The 15,728-nt window shown below is 62.5% G+C and carries 19 protein-coding genes; 7 read left to right on the forward strand and 12 right to left on the reverse strand.

Annotated elements, in window-relative coordinates; genetic code table 11:
* Window positions 1-63: 63 nt before the first annotated feature.
* The 7 genes from BM046_RS14045 to rplM all read right to left on the reverse strand — a co-directional run bounded on the left by BM046_RS14045 (window position 64) and on the right by rplM (window position 5,008).
* Entirely contained in the window at window positions 64-456 is a 393-nt protein-coding gene (locus BM046_RS14045) for a ClpXP protease specificity-enhancing factor (RefSeq protein WP_090540607.1), read from the reverse strand.
* 27 nt (window positions 457-483) lie between these two features.
* Entirely contained in the window at window positions 484-1,113 is a 630-nt protein-coding gene (gene sspA, locus BM046_RS14050; RefSeq protein ID WP_090540563.1) for a stringent starvation protein SspA, read from the reverse strand.
* A gap of 192 nt (window positions 1,114-1,305) precedes the next feature.
* Window positions 1,306-2,085, reverse strand: coding sequence for a cytochrome c1 (locus tag BM046_RS14055; protein WP_090540566.1), 780 nt, complete (start codon window positions 2,083-2,085; stop codon window positions 1,306-1,308).
* Window positions 2,085-3,308 (reverse strand): cytochrome b, encoded by a 1,224-nt coding sequence (locus tag BM046_RS14060; protein WP_090540568.1) that lies wholly within the window; start codon window positions 3,306-3,308, stop codon window positions 2,085-2,087. Before BM046_RS14060 ends, BM046_RS14055 begins: the two co-directional genes overlap by 1 nt.
* Window positions 3,308-3,904, reverse strand: coding sequence for a ubiquinol-cytochrome c reductase iron-sulfur subunit (petA, locus tag BM046_RS14065; protein WP_090540608.1), 597 nt, complete (start codon window positions 3,902-3,904; stop codon window positions 3,308-3,310). The genes BM046_RS14060 and petA overlap by 1 nt, the downstream gene beginning before the upstream one ends.
* A gap of 270 nt (window positions 3,905-4,174) precedes the next feature.
* The gene (gene rpsI, locus BM046_RS14070) at window positions 4,175-4,567 is read right to left on the reverse strand and encodes a 30S ribosomal protein S9 (protein ID WP_090540570.1); all 393 of its coding nucleotides are present in this window, start codon (window positions 4,565-4,567) and stop codon (window positions 4,175-4,177) included.
* A 12-nt stretch (window positions 4,568-4,579) separates the two neighbouring features.
* Window positions 4,580-5,008, reverse strand: a complete 429-nt coding sequence (rplM, locus tag BM046_RS14075; protein ID WP_090540572.1) for a 50S ribosomal protein L13 — start codon at window positions 5,006-5,008, stop codon at window positions 4,580-4,582.
* Between the two features lie 271 nt (window positions 5,009-5,279).
* Here rplM and BM046_RS14080 point away from each other — a divergent pair, with 271 nt between their 5' ends.
* Window positions 5,280-6,320 (forward strand): NADP(H)-dependent aldo-keto reductase, encoded by a 1,041-nt coding sequence (locus BM046_RS14080; RefSeq protein WP_090540574.1) that lies wholly within the window; start codon window positions 5,280-5,282, stop codon window positions 6,318-6,320.
* A gap of 87 nt (window positions 6,321-6,407) precedes the next feature.
* On the opposite strand, the gene zapE is transcribed toward BM046_RS14080, so the two are convergent.
* Entirely contained in the window at window positions 6,408-7,502 is a 1,095-nt protein-coding gene (zapE, locus tag BM046_RS14085; protein WP_090540576.1) for a cell division protein ZapE, read from the reverse strand.
* A gap of 61 nt (window positions 7,503-7,563) precedes the next feature.
* Window positions 7,564-8,187: an alpha/beta hydrolase gene (locus BM046_RS14090; RefSeq protein ID WP_090540577.1), complete on the reverse strand. Its 624-nt coding sequence runs from the start codon at window positions 8,185-8,187 to the stop codon at window positions 7,564-7,566.
* Window positions 8,188-8,361: 174 nt separating this feature from the next.
* Here BM046_RS14090 and BM046_RS14095 point away from each other — a divergent pair, with 174 nt between their 5' ends.
* Genes BM046_RS14095 through BM046_RS14115 form a run of 5 tightly spaced genes read left to right on the forward strand, consistent with a single transcriptional unit; the run spans window position 8,362 to window position 12,325 of the window.
* Entirely contained in the window at window positions 8,362-8,811 is a 450-nt protein-coding gene (locus BM046_RS14095; RefSeq protein WP_090540610.1) for a Z-ring associated ZapG family protein, read from the forward strand.
* 34 nt (window positions 8,812-8,845) lie between these two features.
* The gene (locus tag BM046_RS14100; RefSeq protein WP_090540579.1) at window positions 8,846-9,982 is read left to right on the forward strand and encodes an MlaE family ABC transporter permease; all 1,137 of its coding nucleotides are present in this window, start codon (window positions 8,846-8,848) and stop codon (window positions 9,980-9,982) included.
* On the forward strand, window positions 9,979-10,782 hold the full coding sequence (locus BM046_RS14105) for an ABC transporter ATP-binding protein (RefSeq protein WP_090540581.1): 804 nt from the start codon (window positions 9,979-9,981) through the stop codon (window positions 10,780-10,782). Before BM046_RS14100 ends, BM046_RS14105 begins: the two co-directional genes overlap by 4 nt.
* Entirely contained in the window at window positions 10,782-11,699 is a 918-nt protein-coding gene (locus tag BM046_RS14110; protein WP_090540583.1) for an MlaD family protein, read from the forward strand. The genes BM046_RS14105 and BM046_RS14110 overlap by 1 nt, the downstream gene beginning before the upstream one ends.
* Window positions 11,696-12,325 carry an ABC-type transport auxiliary lipoprotein family protein gene (locus BM046_RS14115; protein WP_090540585.1) on the forward strand — a complete coding sequence of 210 codons (630 nt, stop codon included), beginning with the start codon at window positions 11,696-11,698 and terminating at the stop codon, window positions 12,323-12,325. Before BM046_RS14110 ends, BM046_RS14115 begins: the two co-directional genes overlap by 4 nt.
* Before the next feature lies 1 nt (window position 12,326).
* Here the strand turns inward: BM046_RS14115 and BM046_RS14120 are convergent, their stop codons facing one another.
* The 3 genes from BM046_RS14120 to BM046_RS14130 form a co-directional block, all read right to left on the reverse strand.
* A complete protein-coding gene (locus tag BM046_RS14120; protein WP_090540587.1) occupies window positions 12,327-13,232 on the reverse strand; it encodes an AEC family transporter in 906 nt (301 codons plus the stop codon).
* Window positions 13,229-14,470, reverse strand: a complete 1,242-nt coding sequence (locus BM046_RS14125; protein ID WP_090540589.1) for an MFS transporter — start codon at window positions 14,468-14,470, stop codon at window positions 13,229-13,231. Before BM046_RS14125 ends, BM046_RS14120 begins: the two co-directional genes overlap by 4 nt.
* Window positions 14,471-14,644: 174 nt before the next feature.
* A complete protein-coding gene (locus tag BM046_RS14130) occupies window positions 14,645-15,355 on the reverse strand; it encodes a phosphoribosylaminoimidazolesuccinocarboxamide synthase (RefSeq protein WP_090540591.1) in 711 nt (236 codons plus the stop codon).
* A 125-nt stretch (window positions 15,356-15,480) separates the two neighbouring features.
* On the opposite strand from BM046_RS14130, the gene BM046_RS14135 reads away from it, so the two are divergent.
* Window positions 15,481-15,728: DUF1153 domain-containing protein (locus BM046_RS14135; RefSeq protein ID WP_090540593.1), on the forward strand; the 248-nt coding region annotated here is incomplete at its 3' end.

The raw sequence follows: 15,728 nt of genomic DNA on the forward strand, positions 1-15,728 counted from the left end.
CTACGCCTCAGCGACCGAGCGGACACCCCGGCGTCGAGCGGTGCCCGACACCCCTTATCGCTGCTACTTGACGACCTTGAGTGACGGCCTGCCGCTCGGCTTGGGCGGCTCATCGGACGGGCCTTCGTCCTGCGGGGGCGGTGTTTCGGTATCGATCTCGAAGACCATGCCCTGACCATTTTCCCGCGCATAGATCGCCATTACCGCGCCGATCGGAATCCACACCTGCTGTGCCACACCGCCGAAACGGCCATCGAAGCAGATGCGATCGTTATCCATGTCCAGTGACCGGATCGCCGAGGGTGACAGGTTCAGGACGATCTGACCGCCTTCGACGAAGCCTTCCGGCACAGCGGTACCGGGATATCCCGCGTTGACCAGGATATAGGGCGTACAGTTGTTATCCAGAATCCACTCGTAGAGTGCTCGGATCAGGTAGGGGCGACTGGAATTCATCTGCATGGGGCTGGGTCCTTGGCAGCGTTACTGCATATTGCGTTCAGCAGCCGAGAGACTGCCAATGAAGCCTTCGCGGGCAAAGATGCGATCCATGTATTCCTGCAGCGGGCGGGCCTGGCGTGGCAGCTCGATGCCGAGCACCGGCAGACGCCAGAGAATCGGTGCCAGACAGCAGTCAACGAGACTGAACTCCTCGCTCATGAAGAAGGGCATTTCGGCGAATACCGGTGCGACGCCGATCAGGCTCTCGCGCAATTCCTTACGTGCCTTGGTGACGGCCGCCTCGGCACTGCCGGGATTGGTCAGCACGTCAACCAAGGCGCTCCAGTCGCGCTGGATGCGGTACATGAGCAGCCGACTGTTGGCCCGCGCCACGGGGTACACCGGCAGCAGCGGCGGGTGCGGGAAACGTTCGTCCAGGTATTCCATCATGATGTTGGGCTCATAGAGCACCAGATCACGGTCAAGCAGAGTGGGAACTGTGTTGTAGGGATTGACCTCTGCCAACTCCTGGGGGTGGTTATCCGGCTCAACGTTCACGATGTCGACGGTGACACCCTTTTCCGCCAGGACAATACGTACCCGGTGGCAATACTGATCGCTCGGATCGGAAAAGAAAGCCATCGAGGAACGCTTGTTGGCACTGACACTCATATCTCAACTCCCATCCTACAGAAACCCACGGCAAGACCGAGCAGCATCCCTGCGGCCTGATCGAAAGCGGCCAGTATACCACATCAGCCAGGGACCCCGGCGGCCTGGACCGACGGGCCGGCAGGACAGGATCTGCACAAACGAAAACGCGCCCCGGAGGGCGCGTTTTCGTGATCAGAAGATCGACAAGCCTTACTTGACGTCCTTCCAGTACTCACGCTTGAGCAGGTAGGCGAAGACGAAGAAGAAGGCCAGATACAGCAGTACGTAGACACCGATGCGATGGCGGGTTTCCTTGATCGGGTCAGCCGAGTAGCTGAGGAAGGCAACCAGGTTGCGTACGGTGGTGTCGTACTCATCGGCGGTCTGGGTACCGGTACCCTCGACGACAGTCAGCACGTCGCACTGCTCGGCCAGCATGGGCTCGCCGGTCAGGGAGTCGCGCACGACCTTGCCGTTTTCCTTCACCGGTACCGGCGCGCAACCCTTGACCTGCTTGCCCTGCAGCTCGGCCAGTACGTGCGGCATGCCCACGTTCTCGAACACGGTGTTGTTCCAGCCGAAGGGACGTGAACGGTCCTCATAGAACGAACGCAGGTAGGTGTACAGCCAGTCCTCGCCGCGTACGCGGGCAACCATGGTCAGATCCGGCGGCGCAGCACCGAACCAGACCTTGGAGTCCTCGGGACGCATGCCGATCTTCATGTGGTCGCCGTACAGCGCGTCGGTGAAGACCAGGTTCTCCATCATCAGCTCTTCCGGGATACCCAGGTCAGTAGCCACGCGCTCATAGCGCTGGTACTGGGCCGAGTGGCAGCCCATGCAGTAGTTGACGAAGGTACGAGCGCCGTCCTGCAGTGCAGCCTTGTCGGACAGGTCGATATTGGCCTTGTCCAGCTGCACACTCGGCCCCGCTGCCAGGGCCAGGCCCGGCAGCAGCGCGAACATCAATGCAATCAGTTGTTTTTTCATCAGCCAGTAACCCTCTCCGGAACGGGTTTGGTCTTCTCCATACGGGTGTAGAACGGCATCAGGATGAAGAAGGCGAAATACAGAACGGTGCACACCTGCGACAGCAGCGTACGGCCCGGGGTAGCCGGGATGGCACCCAGAACACCGAGGACCACGAAGCTGACACAGAAGATCACCAGCCACAGCTTGCTCAGCCAGCCCTTGTAGCGGATCGACTTGACCGGGCTGCGATCCAGCCAGGGCAGGACGAACAGCACAGCGATGGCAGCACCCATGGCCAGCACACCCGGGAACGCGGAGCCGGCGATGGCCGGAACGGCACGCAGGATGGCGTAGAAGGGCGTGAAGTACCATACCGGAGCAATATGGTCAGGGGTCTTCAGCGGGTTGGAGATCTCGAAGTTCGGCTTCTCCAGGAAGTAGCCACCCATCTCCGGGAAGAAGAACACCACGGTGCAGAAGACGAACAGAAACACCGCAACACCGACAATATCCTTCACGGTGTAGTACGGGTGGAAGGGAATGCCATCCAGCGGCACGCCGTTCTCGTCCTTCAGCTTCTTGATCTCGATGCCGTCAGGGTTGTTGGAACCCACTTCGTGCAGGGCGATGATGTGCAGCACGACCAGACCCAGCAGGACGATCGGCACGGCAATCACGTGCAGCGCGAAGAAGCGGTTCAGGGTGATACCGGAAATCAGGTAGTCACCACGTACCCACTGGGCCAGATCCGGGCCGATGACCGGAATCGCGCCGAACAGGGAGATGATCACCTGGGCACCCCAGTAGGACATCTGACCCCAGGGCAGCAGGTAGCCCATGAAGGCCTCGGCCATCAGCGCCAGGTAGATCAGCATGCCGAAGATCCACACCAGCTCGCGAGGCTTGCGGTAGGAACCGTACATGATGCCGCGCAGCATGTGCAGGTAGACCACCACGAAGAACGCGGAAGCGCCGGTGGAGTGCAGGTAGCGCAGCAGCCAGCCCCATTCCACATCACGCATGATGTATTCGACGGAGGCAAAGGCGGTGGCCCCGGAGGGCTCGTAGCTCATGGTCAGCCAGATACCGGTGATGATCTGGTTGACCAGCACCAGCAGCGCCAGGGAGCCGAAGAAGTAGAAGAAGTTGAAGTTCTTCGGTGCGTAGTACTTGCTCAGGTGATCTTCCCAGACGCGGGTGACCGCCATGCGTTCGTTGACCCAATCAAGCAGCTTGCTCATCAGGCTGTCTCCTCCTGATCGATGCCGATGATGATGACATCATCCGACTCATAGCTATGGGGCGGTACGGGGAGGTTCAGCGGAGCGGGCATGCCCTTGAACACACGACCGGACATGTCGTAGTAGGAACCGTGGCAGGGGCAGAAGTAACCGCCCTTCCAGTCGGCGCCCATATCGACGGCACCGACTTCCGGCTTGAACAGCGGCGAACAGCCCAGGTGGGTACAGATACCCAGCACCACCAGGACTTCGGGCTTGATCGAGCGGGTCTTGCCATCAACATAGGCAGGCTGGATCGATGCGTTGGACTGGGGGTCGGCAACGACGCTGTCCATTTCATCCAACAGGGCCAGTGCTTCCGGCGTCCGGCGCGAGATGAATATCGGCTGACCACGCCATTCGGCAACAATCTGCTGCCCCGGCTCGATCTTGCTGATATTTACCTTAACCGGCGCACCTGCCGCCTTGGCTCTTGCGCTTGGGAACCATGACCCCACAAAGGGCACAGCCACCCCCACTACACCAGCAGCACCCACCACACTCGTGGCTGCTACCAGGAAGCGACGCCGGCCGTTATTTACGCCGTCATTACTCATCCAGTCGTCTCCCATCAGCTAAACAGACCTTTGCAAAAGGCCTTTTTCAAGTATTGAACTGCCTGCACAAAATGAAACAGATGGTAATGAAAAACCCCTATCGTGACAAGGCGATCTCCCATTATCCCGGAACCTGCGAAGTGTACCCGAACCTGCATAATTCGGGGCGTCGAGCGATACGTCCTGTCACGCGACACCTTGTCGCAGATACAAGAACGCCCGGTATCCTGGGCAGGATCCGGGCGTCTTGGAAACGCTGAGTCTGTCGACTTAACGCTTGGAGTATTGCGGACGCTTACGCGCTTTACGCAGACCCACTTTCTTCCGCTCGACCTCACGGGCGTCGCGGGTAACGAAACCGGCCTTGCGCAGTTCGCCGCGCAGGGTTTCGTCGTATTCCATCAGCGCACGGGTGATACCGTGACGGATGGCACCGGCCTGACCGGAGATACCGCCACCCTGAACAGTGACGTAGACGTCGAACTTTTCAGTGTTGCCGGTCAGTTCCAGCGGCTGACGCACGACCATGCGTGCAGTCTCGCGACCGAAGAACTGATCGAGAGTGCGGTTGTTGATGGAGATATTGCCAGTACCCGGACGCAGGAACACCCGAGCGGTGGCGGTTTTACGACGGCCAGTACCGTAGTTTTGTGTCACCGACATAGTGAGCTCCTGTTAGATCTTGAGTTCTTGGGGCTGCTGGGCAGCATGCGGATGGTTGGCACCGGCGTAGACTTTCATCTTGCGGTACATTGCCCGACCCAGGGGGTTCTTGGGCAGCATGCCTTTAACAGCGATCTCAATGATACGCTCAGGAGCACGCTGGTTCAGCTTCTCGAAGTTGATGCTCTTGAGACCACCCGGGAAACCGGTGTGGCTGTAGTACATCTTGTCCTGAGCCTTGTTACCAGTGACCTGAATCTTCTCGGCATTCACGATCACGATGTAGTCACCGGTATCAACGTGCGGAGTGTACTCAGGCTTGTGCTTGCCACGCAGGCGGCTGGCAACTTCGGTAGCCAGGCGACCAAGGGTCAGACCGGTGGCATCTACTACGTACCAGTCGCGTTTTACTGTTTCCGGTTTGGCGCTGAAGGTTTTCATTAAATCCTAGCCTCAGAGGCCGCTCTAAGAATTTCAAAGAGGGCAAATCTTACAGAGTGATATGTGTTTTTACAACCAGTGAGCCTGGGCAGACACTCAGTGGGGGCTGTGGGGTCTGGGTGGCATTCCGGGCTGTAACAACAACGACAGGCTAGGCATCCTGTCGAGAGTGCGGGGCATTATGCCAATGGGGCGAAAAATTACAACCTTTATTTCGCCATTGATCAATAATGTCCCCCCTACCGCAACCATCAACTGATCGGAGTCCGACATGCTCTATCGCCCCCTCGGCACCAGTTCACTCAAGGTCAGCGCCCTGTGCCTGGGCACCATGACCTGGGGTGAGCAGAACACCCAGCGCGATGCCTTTGCCCAGATCGATCGTGCGCGCGACGCCGGCGTCAACTTCATCGACTGCGCGGAGATGTACCCGGTACCGCCCCGGGGCGAAACCCAGGGTGCCAGCGAGCGCATCATCGGCGAGTACTTTCGCCAGCGTGGCAATCGCGATCAGTGGGTGCTCGCCAGCAAGGTCGCCGGGCCGAGCCGGGACATGCACCATATCCGTGACGGCGCGACCCGCTTCACCCGTCAGCACATCACCGCTGCGCTGGAAGGCAGCCTGAAGCGCCTGCAGACCGAGCATATCGATCTCTATCAGTTGCACTGGCCGGACCGGCACACCAACTTCTTCGGCCAGCTCGGCTACCAGCACGACCCCGAGGAGCAGATCACCCCCATAGAGGATACCCTGGAGGTACTGGACGACCTGGTGCGCGCCGGCAAGATCCGCCATATCGGCCTGTCCAACGAAACCCCCTGGGGTACCAGCCGCTTCCTGCATCTGGCCGAAACCCGTGGCTGGCCGCGGATCGTCAGCGTACAGAACCCCTACAACCTGCTCAACCGCAGTTACGAGGTGGGCATGGCGGAGATTTCCATCCGTGAACAGGTAGGCCTGCTGGCCTACTCGCCGCTGGCCTTCGGCACCCTGACCGGCAAGTACCTCAACGGCCTGCGGCCGGAGAAGGCGCGCCTGACCCTGTTCAGCCGCTTCAGCCGCTACACCAACCCCCAGGCCCAGAAGGCCTGCGCACGTTATGTGCAGCTGGCCCGGGACCACGGCATGGATCCGGCGCAGATGGCCCTGGCCTTCGTCACCCGCCAGCCCTTCGTGACCAGCAACATCATAGGGGCGACCAATATGGACCAGCTCAATCGCAACCTGACCAGCGTGCACATGGGACTGACCGACAAGATCCTGGAGGCCATCGAGGAGATCCATCGCAGCCAGCCGAACCCCGCGCCCTGAGCCGGGCCGGGGTGTAGCGCACCCGCGCTGCGCCTGGGTAAATCTGGAATGGTACGTCGTCGCGCAGATGCGCGACGACCCGTTGAATTACGGCTTGTGCGGTCTTGCGAGGAACTCGTGGGACTGCATTTCCAGCAGTCGACTGAGGGTGCGCTGGAATTCGAAATCCAGCCGGCCGCCGGCATAGAGGTCCTTGAGCGGTACCTCGGCGGAAATGATCAGCTTGACGTTGCGGTCGTAGAATTCATCCACCAGATTGATGAAGCGACGGGCCATGTCGTCCTTCGCTACACCCATCTGCTCGACATTGGCCAGCAGCACCGCCTGGAAGATCTTGGCCAGGGCAATGTAGTCGTTCTGGCTGCGCGGGCCGTCACAGAGCTCGCGGAACTCGAACCAGGCGACGTTCTCGTACATGCGCACAGCCTGGATTGCCCGGTTCTCGATGGTCAGCTCGGCGTTCAGGCGCACGTGTTCCGGTTCCAGCACCAGACTGCGGAAGCTGCGATCCAGACTTGCCTCCGCCTCCTCACCCAGGGGGTAGTGATAGAGGTCGGCCTGCTCCAGCGCCCGCAACCGGTAGTCAACACCATTATCCACGTTGACCACTTCAGTATGTTCCTTGAGCAGGGCGATGGCCGGCAGGAAGCGCGCCCGCTGCAGGCCGTCCTTGTACAGCCCGTCCGGCACTATGTTGGAGGTCGCCACCAGCACCACGCCGTTACCGAACAGCTCCTCCATCAGGGTGCCGAGGATCATGGCATCGGTAATGTCGGTAACGAAGAACTCGTCGAAGCAGATCACCCGAGCCTCATCGGCAAACTTGCGGGCGATGATCTTCAGCGGGTTTTTCTCGCCCTTGAGCTCGCGCAGCTCCTGGTGCACGCGCTGCATGAAGCGGTGGAAATGGGTGCGCATCTTGCGCTCGATGGGCAGCGCTTCGAAGAAAGTGTCCACCAGATAGGTCTTGCCGCGACCTACACCGCCCCAGAAGTACAGACCCTTGACCGGCAGGCTGCGCTTGGCACGGAAACGACCGAACAGGCCGACACTGCGTGGCGGGCCCGCCCGAAGAATGTCGTCGTAGAGCCGTTGCAGATGCTTTACGGCATTTTCCTGCGCGGGATCGTGGAAAAAATCCGGACGCTTGAGGTCCGCCTGATAGCGTTCAAGGGGCGTCATACTGGGGGGTCCAGGGTAAAACAGGGGTCGATACTCTACCCGCCGGACCGCCTGATGGCAATCAGCGCAGGACTTCCTCCACCGCCGCCTTCAGCTCCACCAGCTTGCCATGGAAGAAATGCCCGGTATCGGCAAAGCGCACCATATTCACCTCCGTCCTGCCCTCCAGCAGCTCGAACACGGCAGCGGAGGCCACCACATCATCCGCCTCGCCCATCATCACGTTGACCGGACCGGGCAGCGGCAGCAGATCGGCAAAAGGCAAGCGTTCCACCGAGGGCGCCACCAGGACCACTGCCTCGGGCCAGGTGCCCAGACTGCTTGCGGCGGCAGCGGCGACGTAGCCACCGAAGGAGAAGCCCATCAGCCACAGCGGCAGACCGGGGAACTCGCGGGCCGCCCAGTCGGTCACTGCCTTGCAATCCTCTGTTTCACCCACGCCATCGGCATGCCGGCCGGTGCTCTGACCCACCCCGCGGAAGTTGAAGCGCACCGTACTGGCTCCCTGGTCCCGTGCCGCGCGCATCAGCGTCGACACCACCTTGTTATGCATGGTGCCGCCATGCAGGGGATGGGGGTGACAGATCACCGCCACTGCCCGGGCCTCGGCCACGCGGGTGACGAGGATTTCCAGCTCGCCAGCGGGACCGCTGATGAGCAGATGTTCTTCGCTGCTGCGATTCATGGACTGAACTCCGTAACTGATTCGTGACTATGGTCGGGGCGTCTGCGTCGGATAGGCCAGGCAGGACTGAAACATCGATCAGCCCCTAGCCTTGTTTGACAAATGCCGTTACCGTAACAGCAGACCCGGGCGGTGCAACAGCATCGCGTGACAAGATTCAACGAGGTACCCAAGGTGGATACAAGCGAAAACCTGTGGATTGCAGTCGTGATTGCCCTGGCCGTGGGCTTTATCGTGGGCATCATTGTAGCGCGACTGGCACCGCGCCTGAGCGGTGGTTCCGCCTCCAGTACCCAGGCCCAGCTGGAAAGCCTGCAGCTGCGCTTCGAGGAGTACCAGCAGGAGGTGGCCAGTCACTTCAACACCACCGCGAACCTCGTTTCCCGCCTGAACAGGAGCTATCAGGACATCCAGGAACATCTGGGTCAGGCCGCAGTCGAACTGGCACCCGACGAGATGACGCGTCAGCGCCTGCTCGCCGCCCTGGATCAGAACAGCGTACCGGACACCCGCGAACGCATCGAACCGGTGTTCGACAGTCTCGAGCCACCCCGTGATTACGCGGACAAGACGCCGGACGGCCCCGGTACGCTCTCCGAAGAGTTCGGAGTGAAGCGTACCTGAGCCATCCTGCTGTTGTCCTTCAACGGAAACGCCCATGCCGGATGTCAGCGCCAACCGCTTCATAAGCACATCACCGGATGACCCGGCCCATCTGACCCTGGAGGGCGACTGGGTACTGGAACACTACGCGCAGCTGCGCCAGCAGGTGCGCGACCTGACCCGTTCCGGCGCCGCCTGCCGTTCCGCCGACCTGCGCCGGATCGGCCGCCTGGATACCGCCGGCGGCCAGTTACTGGCCGACCTCCTGGGCCCCGAACTGCTGCGGCAACTGGCCGACAGCGACCGGGACCTTCCCGAGGAACGCCGTGTACTGCTGACGCGCATCGCCGACAGTCTGCAGGAGGAGTCCGCCCCCCAACCGCCACAGAATGCGGTTCTGGAGCTGCTCGACAATCTGGGCAGGTATGTGGTGGAGCTGTACCAGCATATTGTCATCCTGCTGGCCTTCATCGGCATGACGCTGGCGGGTCTGGCTTCCAGCCTGCTGCGCCCCGGCACCTGGCGAGTGACCTCGATCGTCGCCCAGATAGAACAGATCGCCCTCAATGCGGTGGCCATTGTGGCCCTGCTGACCTTCATGGTCGGCGCCGTCATCGCCTTTCTCGGCGCGACCGTCCTCGCCGACTTCGGCGCCACCATCTATACCGTCGACCTGGTCGCCTTCTCCTTCCTGCGCGAATTCGCCGTGCTGCTGACAGCCATCCTCATGGCCGGGCGCACCGCCAGCGCCTTCACCGCCCAGATCGGCTCGATGAAAGCGAACGAGGAGATCGACGCCATCCGCACGCTGGGGCTCAATCCCCTGCATATTCTGGTGATCCCCCGGGTCATCGCCATGATCATCTCGCTGCCCGTGCTGACCTTCATCGGCATGCTCTCGGGCATGCTCGGTGGCGCCGTGGTCTGCTCCCTGGCACTGGACATCTCGCCGACCATGTTCCTCCACATCCTGGAGCAGAACGTGGCAGTCCGGCACTTCTACTTGGGTATGGCCAAGGCGCCGCTGTTTGCCTTCCTGATTGCCATCATCGGCTGCATGGAAGGCTTCAAGGTGAGTGGCAGCGCCGAGTCGGTAGGCGAACACACTACCTCGGCGGTGGTCCAGTCCATCTTCGTGGTCATTCTGCTGGATGCACTGGCCGCCCTGTTCTTCATGGAGATGGACTGGTGAGCGACGAACGCAAACCCCTGGTGGAGATCCGCGGGCTGGTCAACCGCTTCGGCAAGCAGACCGTGCACGAGAACCTGGATCTGGACATCCTGCCGGGTGAGATCCTCGGCGTGGTCGGCGGTTCGGGCACGGGCAAATCGGTACTGCTGCGCTCCATTGTCGGCCTGCGGCGCCCCAGCGGCGGAAGCGTCAGGGTGTTCGGCGAGCAGCTGGACAAGCTTGATGAACAGAGCCGCTCAAAGGTCGAACGGCGCTTCGGTGTGCTGTTCCAGCGCGGCGCCCTGTTCTCCTCGCTGACCGTCACCGAGAACGTGGCCCTGCCGCTGATCGAGCATGCCGGCCTCAGTCGCGATGACGCCGAGCACCTGGCCGGCATGAAGCTGGCCCTGGCCGGTCTGCCGCCGCACGCCGGGGACAAGTTTCCCTCGGAGCTGTCCGGTGGCATGGTCAAGCGCGCCGCTCTGGCACGGGCGCTGGCTCTGGATCCGGACATCCTCTTTCTCGACGAGCCCACCGCCGGTCTGGACCCCATAGGAGCGGCGGCCTTCGACCAGCTGATTCTCACCCTGCGCGACGCCCTCGGCCTCAGCGTATTCCTGGTCACCCATGACCTGGACACGCTGTACACGATCTGCGACCGGGTCGCCGTGCTGGCGGAAAAGCGCGTGCTGGTGGCTGATACGCTCGAACGTGTGGCTGCGACCGACAACAGCTGGATTCAGGATTACTTCCATGGCCCCCGCGGCCGCGCTGCCGCCAGCGCGGCCAGTCATACACCTCAGCCGGAGCAGAGCCCCTAATGGAAACCCGTGCCCATCACGTCATCATCGGCTTGTTCACCCTGCTGGCCGGCGCCGGCGCGGTGCTGTTTGCGGTGTGGATCAGCAATGCCAACACCAGTTCGGATTACCGCTACTACACGGTGGTTTTCCGCGAGGCTGTCACCGGCCTGTCCCGCGGCAGCGCGGTGCAGTACCGCGGCATTCCCATCGGCGATATCACCGAACTGGGCCTCGACCCGGAAGATCCGTCGCAGGTGCTCGCCGGCATCCGCATCAGCGGTACCGCGCCGATCACCCGGGACACCAAGGCCCGCCTGACTTTCACCGGCATCACCGGCAACACGGTGATCGAGCTGGTTCCCGGCGACCCGAACAGCCCCCTGCTGGACGGCGACGGCACCCAGGCCGCCCGCATACCGGCCACACCCTCGCCCATTTCCAGCCTGCTGGCCAACGGCGAGGATCTGATGACCAACATCAATCAGTTGGTCAGCAACGCCCGCAACATGCTGTCCGACGAGAACGCCGAACGCATCGCGCGCACGCTGGAGTCGATCGAGGTGGCCGCCGGCAGCCTGTCGAGCCAGGGCGATGACGTGAAGGCGCTGGTCAACGAACTGACCGCCGCCAGCCGCGAGGCGACCGAACTGATCACCAATGTGAATGCCCTGGTCAATGAGCAGGGCACGCGCACCCTGAACAACGTGGAACAGACCCTGGAGTCCATCGCCAGCACCAGCGAAACCCTGGAGCAGCTGCTGGTGGACAACAGCGACGCGTTCTCCAGTGGCATGCAGGGTCTGGGACAGCTCGAGCCGGCCATCTCGGAACTGCGCGGCAGTCTGACGGCGCTGCGCTCCATCACCCGGCGCCTGGAGGACAACCCTGCCCGCTTCCTGCTCGGTCGCGATACTTTCGAGGAGTATGAGCCATGATCCGTCTGCCCCTGACCACAGGCCTGCTGGCTGCCCTGCTGACCCTGGGTGGCTGCTCGCTGCTGCCCGAATCCGAACCGGTGGCGGTGTATCAGTATTCGCAACCACCGCAGAACCTGATCCAGCAACGCCCGCAGAGCCTGCCCCTGTCCCTGCGGGTCGACACACCCCAGGCCGGCTATGCCCATACCGGGCCGCGTCTGATGGTACAGACCCGCGACAACCAGCTGCTCAGCTACCGCGGCGTGCGCTGGAGTGACCCGACCCCCACCCTGCTGCGCGAATATCTGGCCCAGGCCTTCCAGCGCCAGGGCGGACTGCGGGCGGTGACTACCGACGAGAACGCACTGCATGCCGATGTGCATCTGGGCAGTGATCTGCGCCGCTTCCAGGTGGTCGACGGTGAACAACCGCGCATCCTCATCGAGCTGCAGGCCCGACTGGTGAACCCGGAAAGCCGCCGGATCTACGTCAGCCGCGATTTCCGTATCGAGCAGCCGATTGGTAACACCCAGATTGCCCACGTGCTCGAGGGCCATGAGCGGGCGGCCCAGACCCTGGCGCGCCAGTTGCTGGAATGGGCATTGCCGCAGATGGCAGCCATCCCCGCCGACAGCCGCCCCTGAGTCAGAGCGCCAGCAGCAGTACCAGCGGCAGGCTGAGCATGGCCAGCAGGGTCTGCAGGGTGATGATGCCGGCCATCAGCTCCGCGTCCCCATGCAGCTGACGGGCCAGCACGTAGGCCGTGGGCGCACAGGGCAGCGCGAAGAGCAACACCACGGCGACCTGCTCCATGCCGGCCATGCCCATCCAGCCGCTGAGCAGCCAGGCTCCCAGCGGCATCAGCAGCAGCCGCCCCATGCTGTTGATCAGCAGCGGCAGGGTTTCCCGGCGCAGGTCCTGTGGCTGCAGCGCTGCCCCTACACAGAGCAGACCCAGTGGCAGACTGCTGGCCGCCAGCAGCCCGAGCAATTCGCTTACCCCGCCGCCCAGAGGCAATCCCACCAGATTGGCCATCACGCCACCTATACAGGCGAGGATCAGCGGATTTCTCAGCAAGGTACCGATCAGGGCCGGCACACCGAGACTGCCGCCGGGGGTCAGCGCCAGCACTGACAGGGTGTTGACCGCCGGCACTGTTACCGCCAGCAGCAGTGCCATCAGGCTCAGCCCGGCCTCCCCGAACAGCGCACCCACCGCCGCCAGGCCAATGTAGGTGTTGAAACGCAGGGTCCCCTGCACCAGCACGCCGAAGCGCGAGGCAGGCCAGGCACGCCAGCGACGCAGGAGCAGCAGCACACCCCAGCCCACGCCCAGGATCAGCGCCACGCACCCGGCAATGCGCCCCAGGTGCGGACTGTCCAGCGGCGCCCTGGCCAGACTGCTGAACAGCAGCGCAGGGAACAGGACGAAGTAGTTGAGCCGCTCCGCCCCCGGCCAGAAAGCATTGCTTGGGAAACCCGCGCGCCGCAGCAGATAGCCGCCGAGAATCAGCGCGAACAGCGGCCAGAGGGCCGCCAGCAGGTAGCTCATGAGGCTGATCCCATGTCTGCCGCGGGTTGCGGCTCTGCGACCGCCAGCTCACGGGGGAAGCGGCGGATCAGCAGGGTGAGACCGAAGCCGGCACTCAGCACCGCCACGGTGAAACCGAAGGCGCTGGTGAAGTTGCCGGTACTGCCGATCAGCCAGCCGGCGATGGCCGGGCCGAAGAACTGGCCGATGGCGAAGAACAGGGTGGCGAAGCTGAAAGCGATGGGAATGTAGCGCGGCGCCACCTGGTCGGTGGCACTGGTCTGGATCATGGCGAACAGGCCGTTGATCGACAGGCCCATGATCAGGAAGTGGAAGAAGAACACCGGCAGCGTCTGGGCGAACAGCGGCAGGGCCATGGCGCCCACCACCAGGGCGATGGAGATCGCCAGGGCATTGCCCCTGCCCCAGTGATCGGACAGACCGCCCCACACCGGACCGGTCGCCACCGACAGCAGCCCGGACATGGCCATCAGCCGCCCGGCGACCACCTCGCCATGGCCGCTCTCGACCATGAAGCTGACCATGAAGATGGTCTGCACTATGTAACCCAGGCCGATGATCCCGTAGGTGCTGGCAACGATCAGCACCCGCGGATTGCGATAGACCCGCCACTTCTCCGCGGCGGACAGCTTGCCACTGACACCGCTGGCCGCCTGCGGGGGATTGCGCACGAACAGCGCGATCAGCAGGGTTGCCGACAGTGCCACGGCACCGAACAGCCCCCAGCTGGCCCGCCAGCCCTGATCACCGAACAGGTCGAGCAGCGCCGGCACCAGCAGCCCCGCCGAGAGGGTGCCTATGCCTACCCCGCTGCTCATGTAGCCGATGACCAGTCCCCGCTTTTCCGGGAACCAGGTGGCCAGCAGCGTGACCATGGGGGCGAAGGCGAAGGCGGTACCGAAACCCAGCAGCCCCATGAGCAACGCAATCAGCCAGAATGACGAGGCCAGGGTGAGTCCGGCGAAGCCCAGCACCACTATGCCCAGACCGAACAGCACCGAAGCGCGGGCGCCCCAGCGTGCCGCCGCCAGCCCGCCCGACAGCACGAAGCACACGTAGCACAGGGCGGTGATGGTGCCGAGAATGCCGGCCTGCTGGTAGCTCAGGCCCAGGTCTGCACGCATCGACGGCAGTATGATGCCGTAGGCCAGGCGGGCAAAGCCGATTACCACCATGGAGGTGAGGGTGCCACACAGAACGGTGATCACCATGTTCGGGCGGATTGTACTGCGGGTCATGACGACTCTCTTATCGATGGCTCGAACACTGGAAGGCAGTGGCGCCGTGCGGCTCGCCAGTCGGCCAGGCGTACCCCACCCTCCGAAGATGACAAAGCCCGCGAACAGGCGGGCTTCGTTGATTATCCCCGGTCGGGCCCAGAGGACCCCGGCCGCGCTGGCATGTCAGGTATCTTAACCTATCAGCTGCTGACACAGAACCGCGTGGTCCAGTACCTGGCCCGACTGATCCATGACCCGCATCGCATCCGCGGAGACCTCATCGATGACCACGACCTGACCGTCGACCAGACCGATCTCGATCTTCATGTCGATCAGCACCAGTCCCTTGCCACGCAGATCGGCCTCGACAATACGGCAGACCTGACGGGTAAGCTCCTTGGCCTCAGCCAGATGCTCGGCGCTGAGCAGGCCCAGGGCCAGGATGGCGTCATCATTGATCAGCGGGTCACCGCGCTCGTCATCCTTGATGGTGATCTCGACCAGATAGTCCAGACCCCGCTCGGCGTCGCTGATGTAATTGCGGTAGCGACGCAGGAAGCTGCCCCAGGGACGGGTGCGGCAGATGAACTCGAAACCGCCCGCGCCCTTCACGTCCTTGCCCAGGGGCTCGGCGCGACGCACTTCCATGGTGCCCTTGTCGAGGTCGGCCGCGACGAAATGGGTGGGAACAGCTGCGGCATGCAGACGCTTGAAGAAGTAGTCGGTCATGGCCAGGGATTTGCGACCCTTGCCTTCGACCTGGCCGATCACGGTGTTGGCACCCGGATCGATGACCCCGTCCTCACCGGTGACGTCGTCCTTGAAGACCAGCAGGATGTTGCCATTGTCCAGGGCGTATACGTCCTTGGTCTTGCCGGTGTAGATCTTTTCGTTTGTGCTCATGACTCTGCTCGCTGGTAATTCCGATTGTGCACTCGACGCCGCGCAAAGGTGGCCTGTGAGTATACATGTAATGACCCAGTGAAAACCTGCACATGCTAAAGTCGCTTCAGAAATTGGAGTGAAGCATGACGCAAGAACCCGACATCAAGCGCTGGACAGCCAAACGCAAAGCGGAGCTGATCAAGCAGATCTACCGAGGGCAGACTACAGTGCCCGAGGCTGCGCGCCACTACGATCTCACCCAGCAGGAGATCGAGAAGTGGATGGACGATGCCGAAGCTGGAATGGAAAACGCCCTTAAGGCCAATCCCAAGGATATCGCCGAGCAGTATGAAACCCAGCTGCGCGAACTCCGGGAAGCCTATGGCGAGGC

The sequence above is a fragment of the Halopseudomonas formosensis genome (assembly GCF_900115905.1).
GTDB classification, from domain to species: domain Bacteria; phylum Pseudomonadota; class Gammaproteobacteria; order Pseudomonadales; family Pseudomonadaceae; genus Halopseudomonas; species Halopseudomonas formosensis.

Bases quoted from the DNA above. Each gene is read 5' to 3' on its own strand.
- BM046_RS14115 (WP_090540585.1), top strand. From the start codon at position 11,696: ATGATCCGTCTGCCCCTGACCACAGGCCTGCTGGCTGCCCTGCTGACC.
- BM046_RS14130 (WP_090540591.1), bottom strand. From the start codon at position 15,355: ATGAGCACAAACGAAAAGATCTACACCGGCAAGACCAAGGACGTATAC.
- BM046_RS14060 (WP_090540568.1), bottom strand. From the start codon at position 3,308: ATGAGCAAGCTGCTTGATTGGGTCAACGAACGCATGGCGGTCACCCGC.
- BM046_RS14110 (WP_090540583.1), top strand. From the start codon at position 10,782: ATGGAAACCCGTGCCCATCACGTCATCATCGGCTTGTTCACCCTGCTG.
- sspA (WP_090540563.1), bottom strand. From the start codon at position 1,113: ATGAGTGTCAGTGCCAACAAGCGTTCCTCGATGGCTTTCTTTTCCGAT.
- BM046_RS14055 (WP_090540566.1), bottom strand. From the start codon at position 2,085: ATGAAAAAACAACTGATTGCATTGATGTTCGCGCTGCTGCCGGGCCTG.
- BM046_RS14080 (WP_090540574.1), top strand. From the start codon at position 5,280: ATGCTCTATCGCCCCCTCGGCACCAGTTCACTCAAGGTCAGCGCCCTG.
- zapE (WP_090540576.1), bottom strand. From the start codon at position 7,502: ATGACGCCCCTTGAACGCTATCAGGCGGACCTCAAGCGTCCGGATTTT.
- petA (WP_090540608.1), bottom strand. From the start codon at position 3,904: ATGAGTAATGACGGCGTAAATAACGGCCGGCGTCGCTTCCTGGTAGCA.
- BM046_RS14125 (WP_090540589.1), bottom strand. From the start codon at position 14,470: ATGACCCGCAGTACAATCCGCCCGAACATGGTGATCACCGTTCTGTGT.
- BM046_RS14045 (WP_090540607.1), bottom strand. From the start codon at position 456: ATGAATTCCAGTCGCCCCTACCTGATCCGAGCACTCTACGAGTGGATT.
- BM046_RS14120 (WP_090540587.1), bottom strand. From the start codon at position 13,232: ATGAGCTACCTGCTGGCGGCCCTCTGGCCGCTGTTCGCGCTGATTCTC.
- BM046_RS14100 (WP_090540579.1), top strand. From the start codon at position 8,846: ATGCCGGATGTCAGCGCCAACCGCTTCATAAGCACATCACCGGATGAC.
- BM046_RS14090 (WP_090540577.1), bottom strand. From the start codon at position 8,187: ATGAATCGCAGCAGCGAAGAACATCTGCTCATCAGCGGTCCCGCTGGC.
- rplM (WP_090540572.1), bottom strand. From the start codon at position 5,008: ATGAAAACCTTCAGCGCCAAACCGGAAACAGTAAAACGCGACTGGTAC.
- rpsI (WP_090540570.1), bottom strand. From the start codon at position 4,567: ATGTCGGTGACACAAAACTACGGTACTGGCCGTCGTAAAACCGCCACC.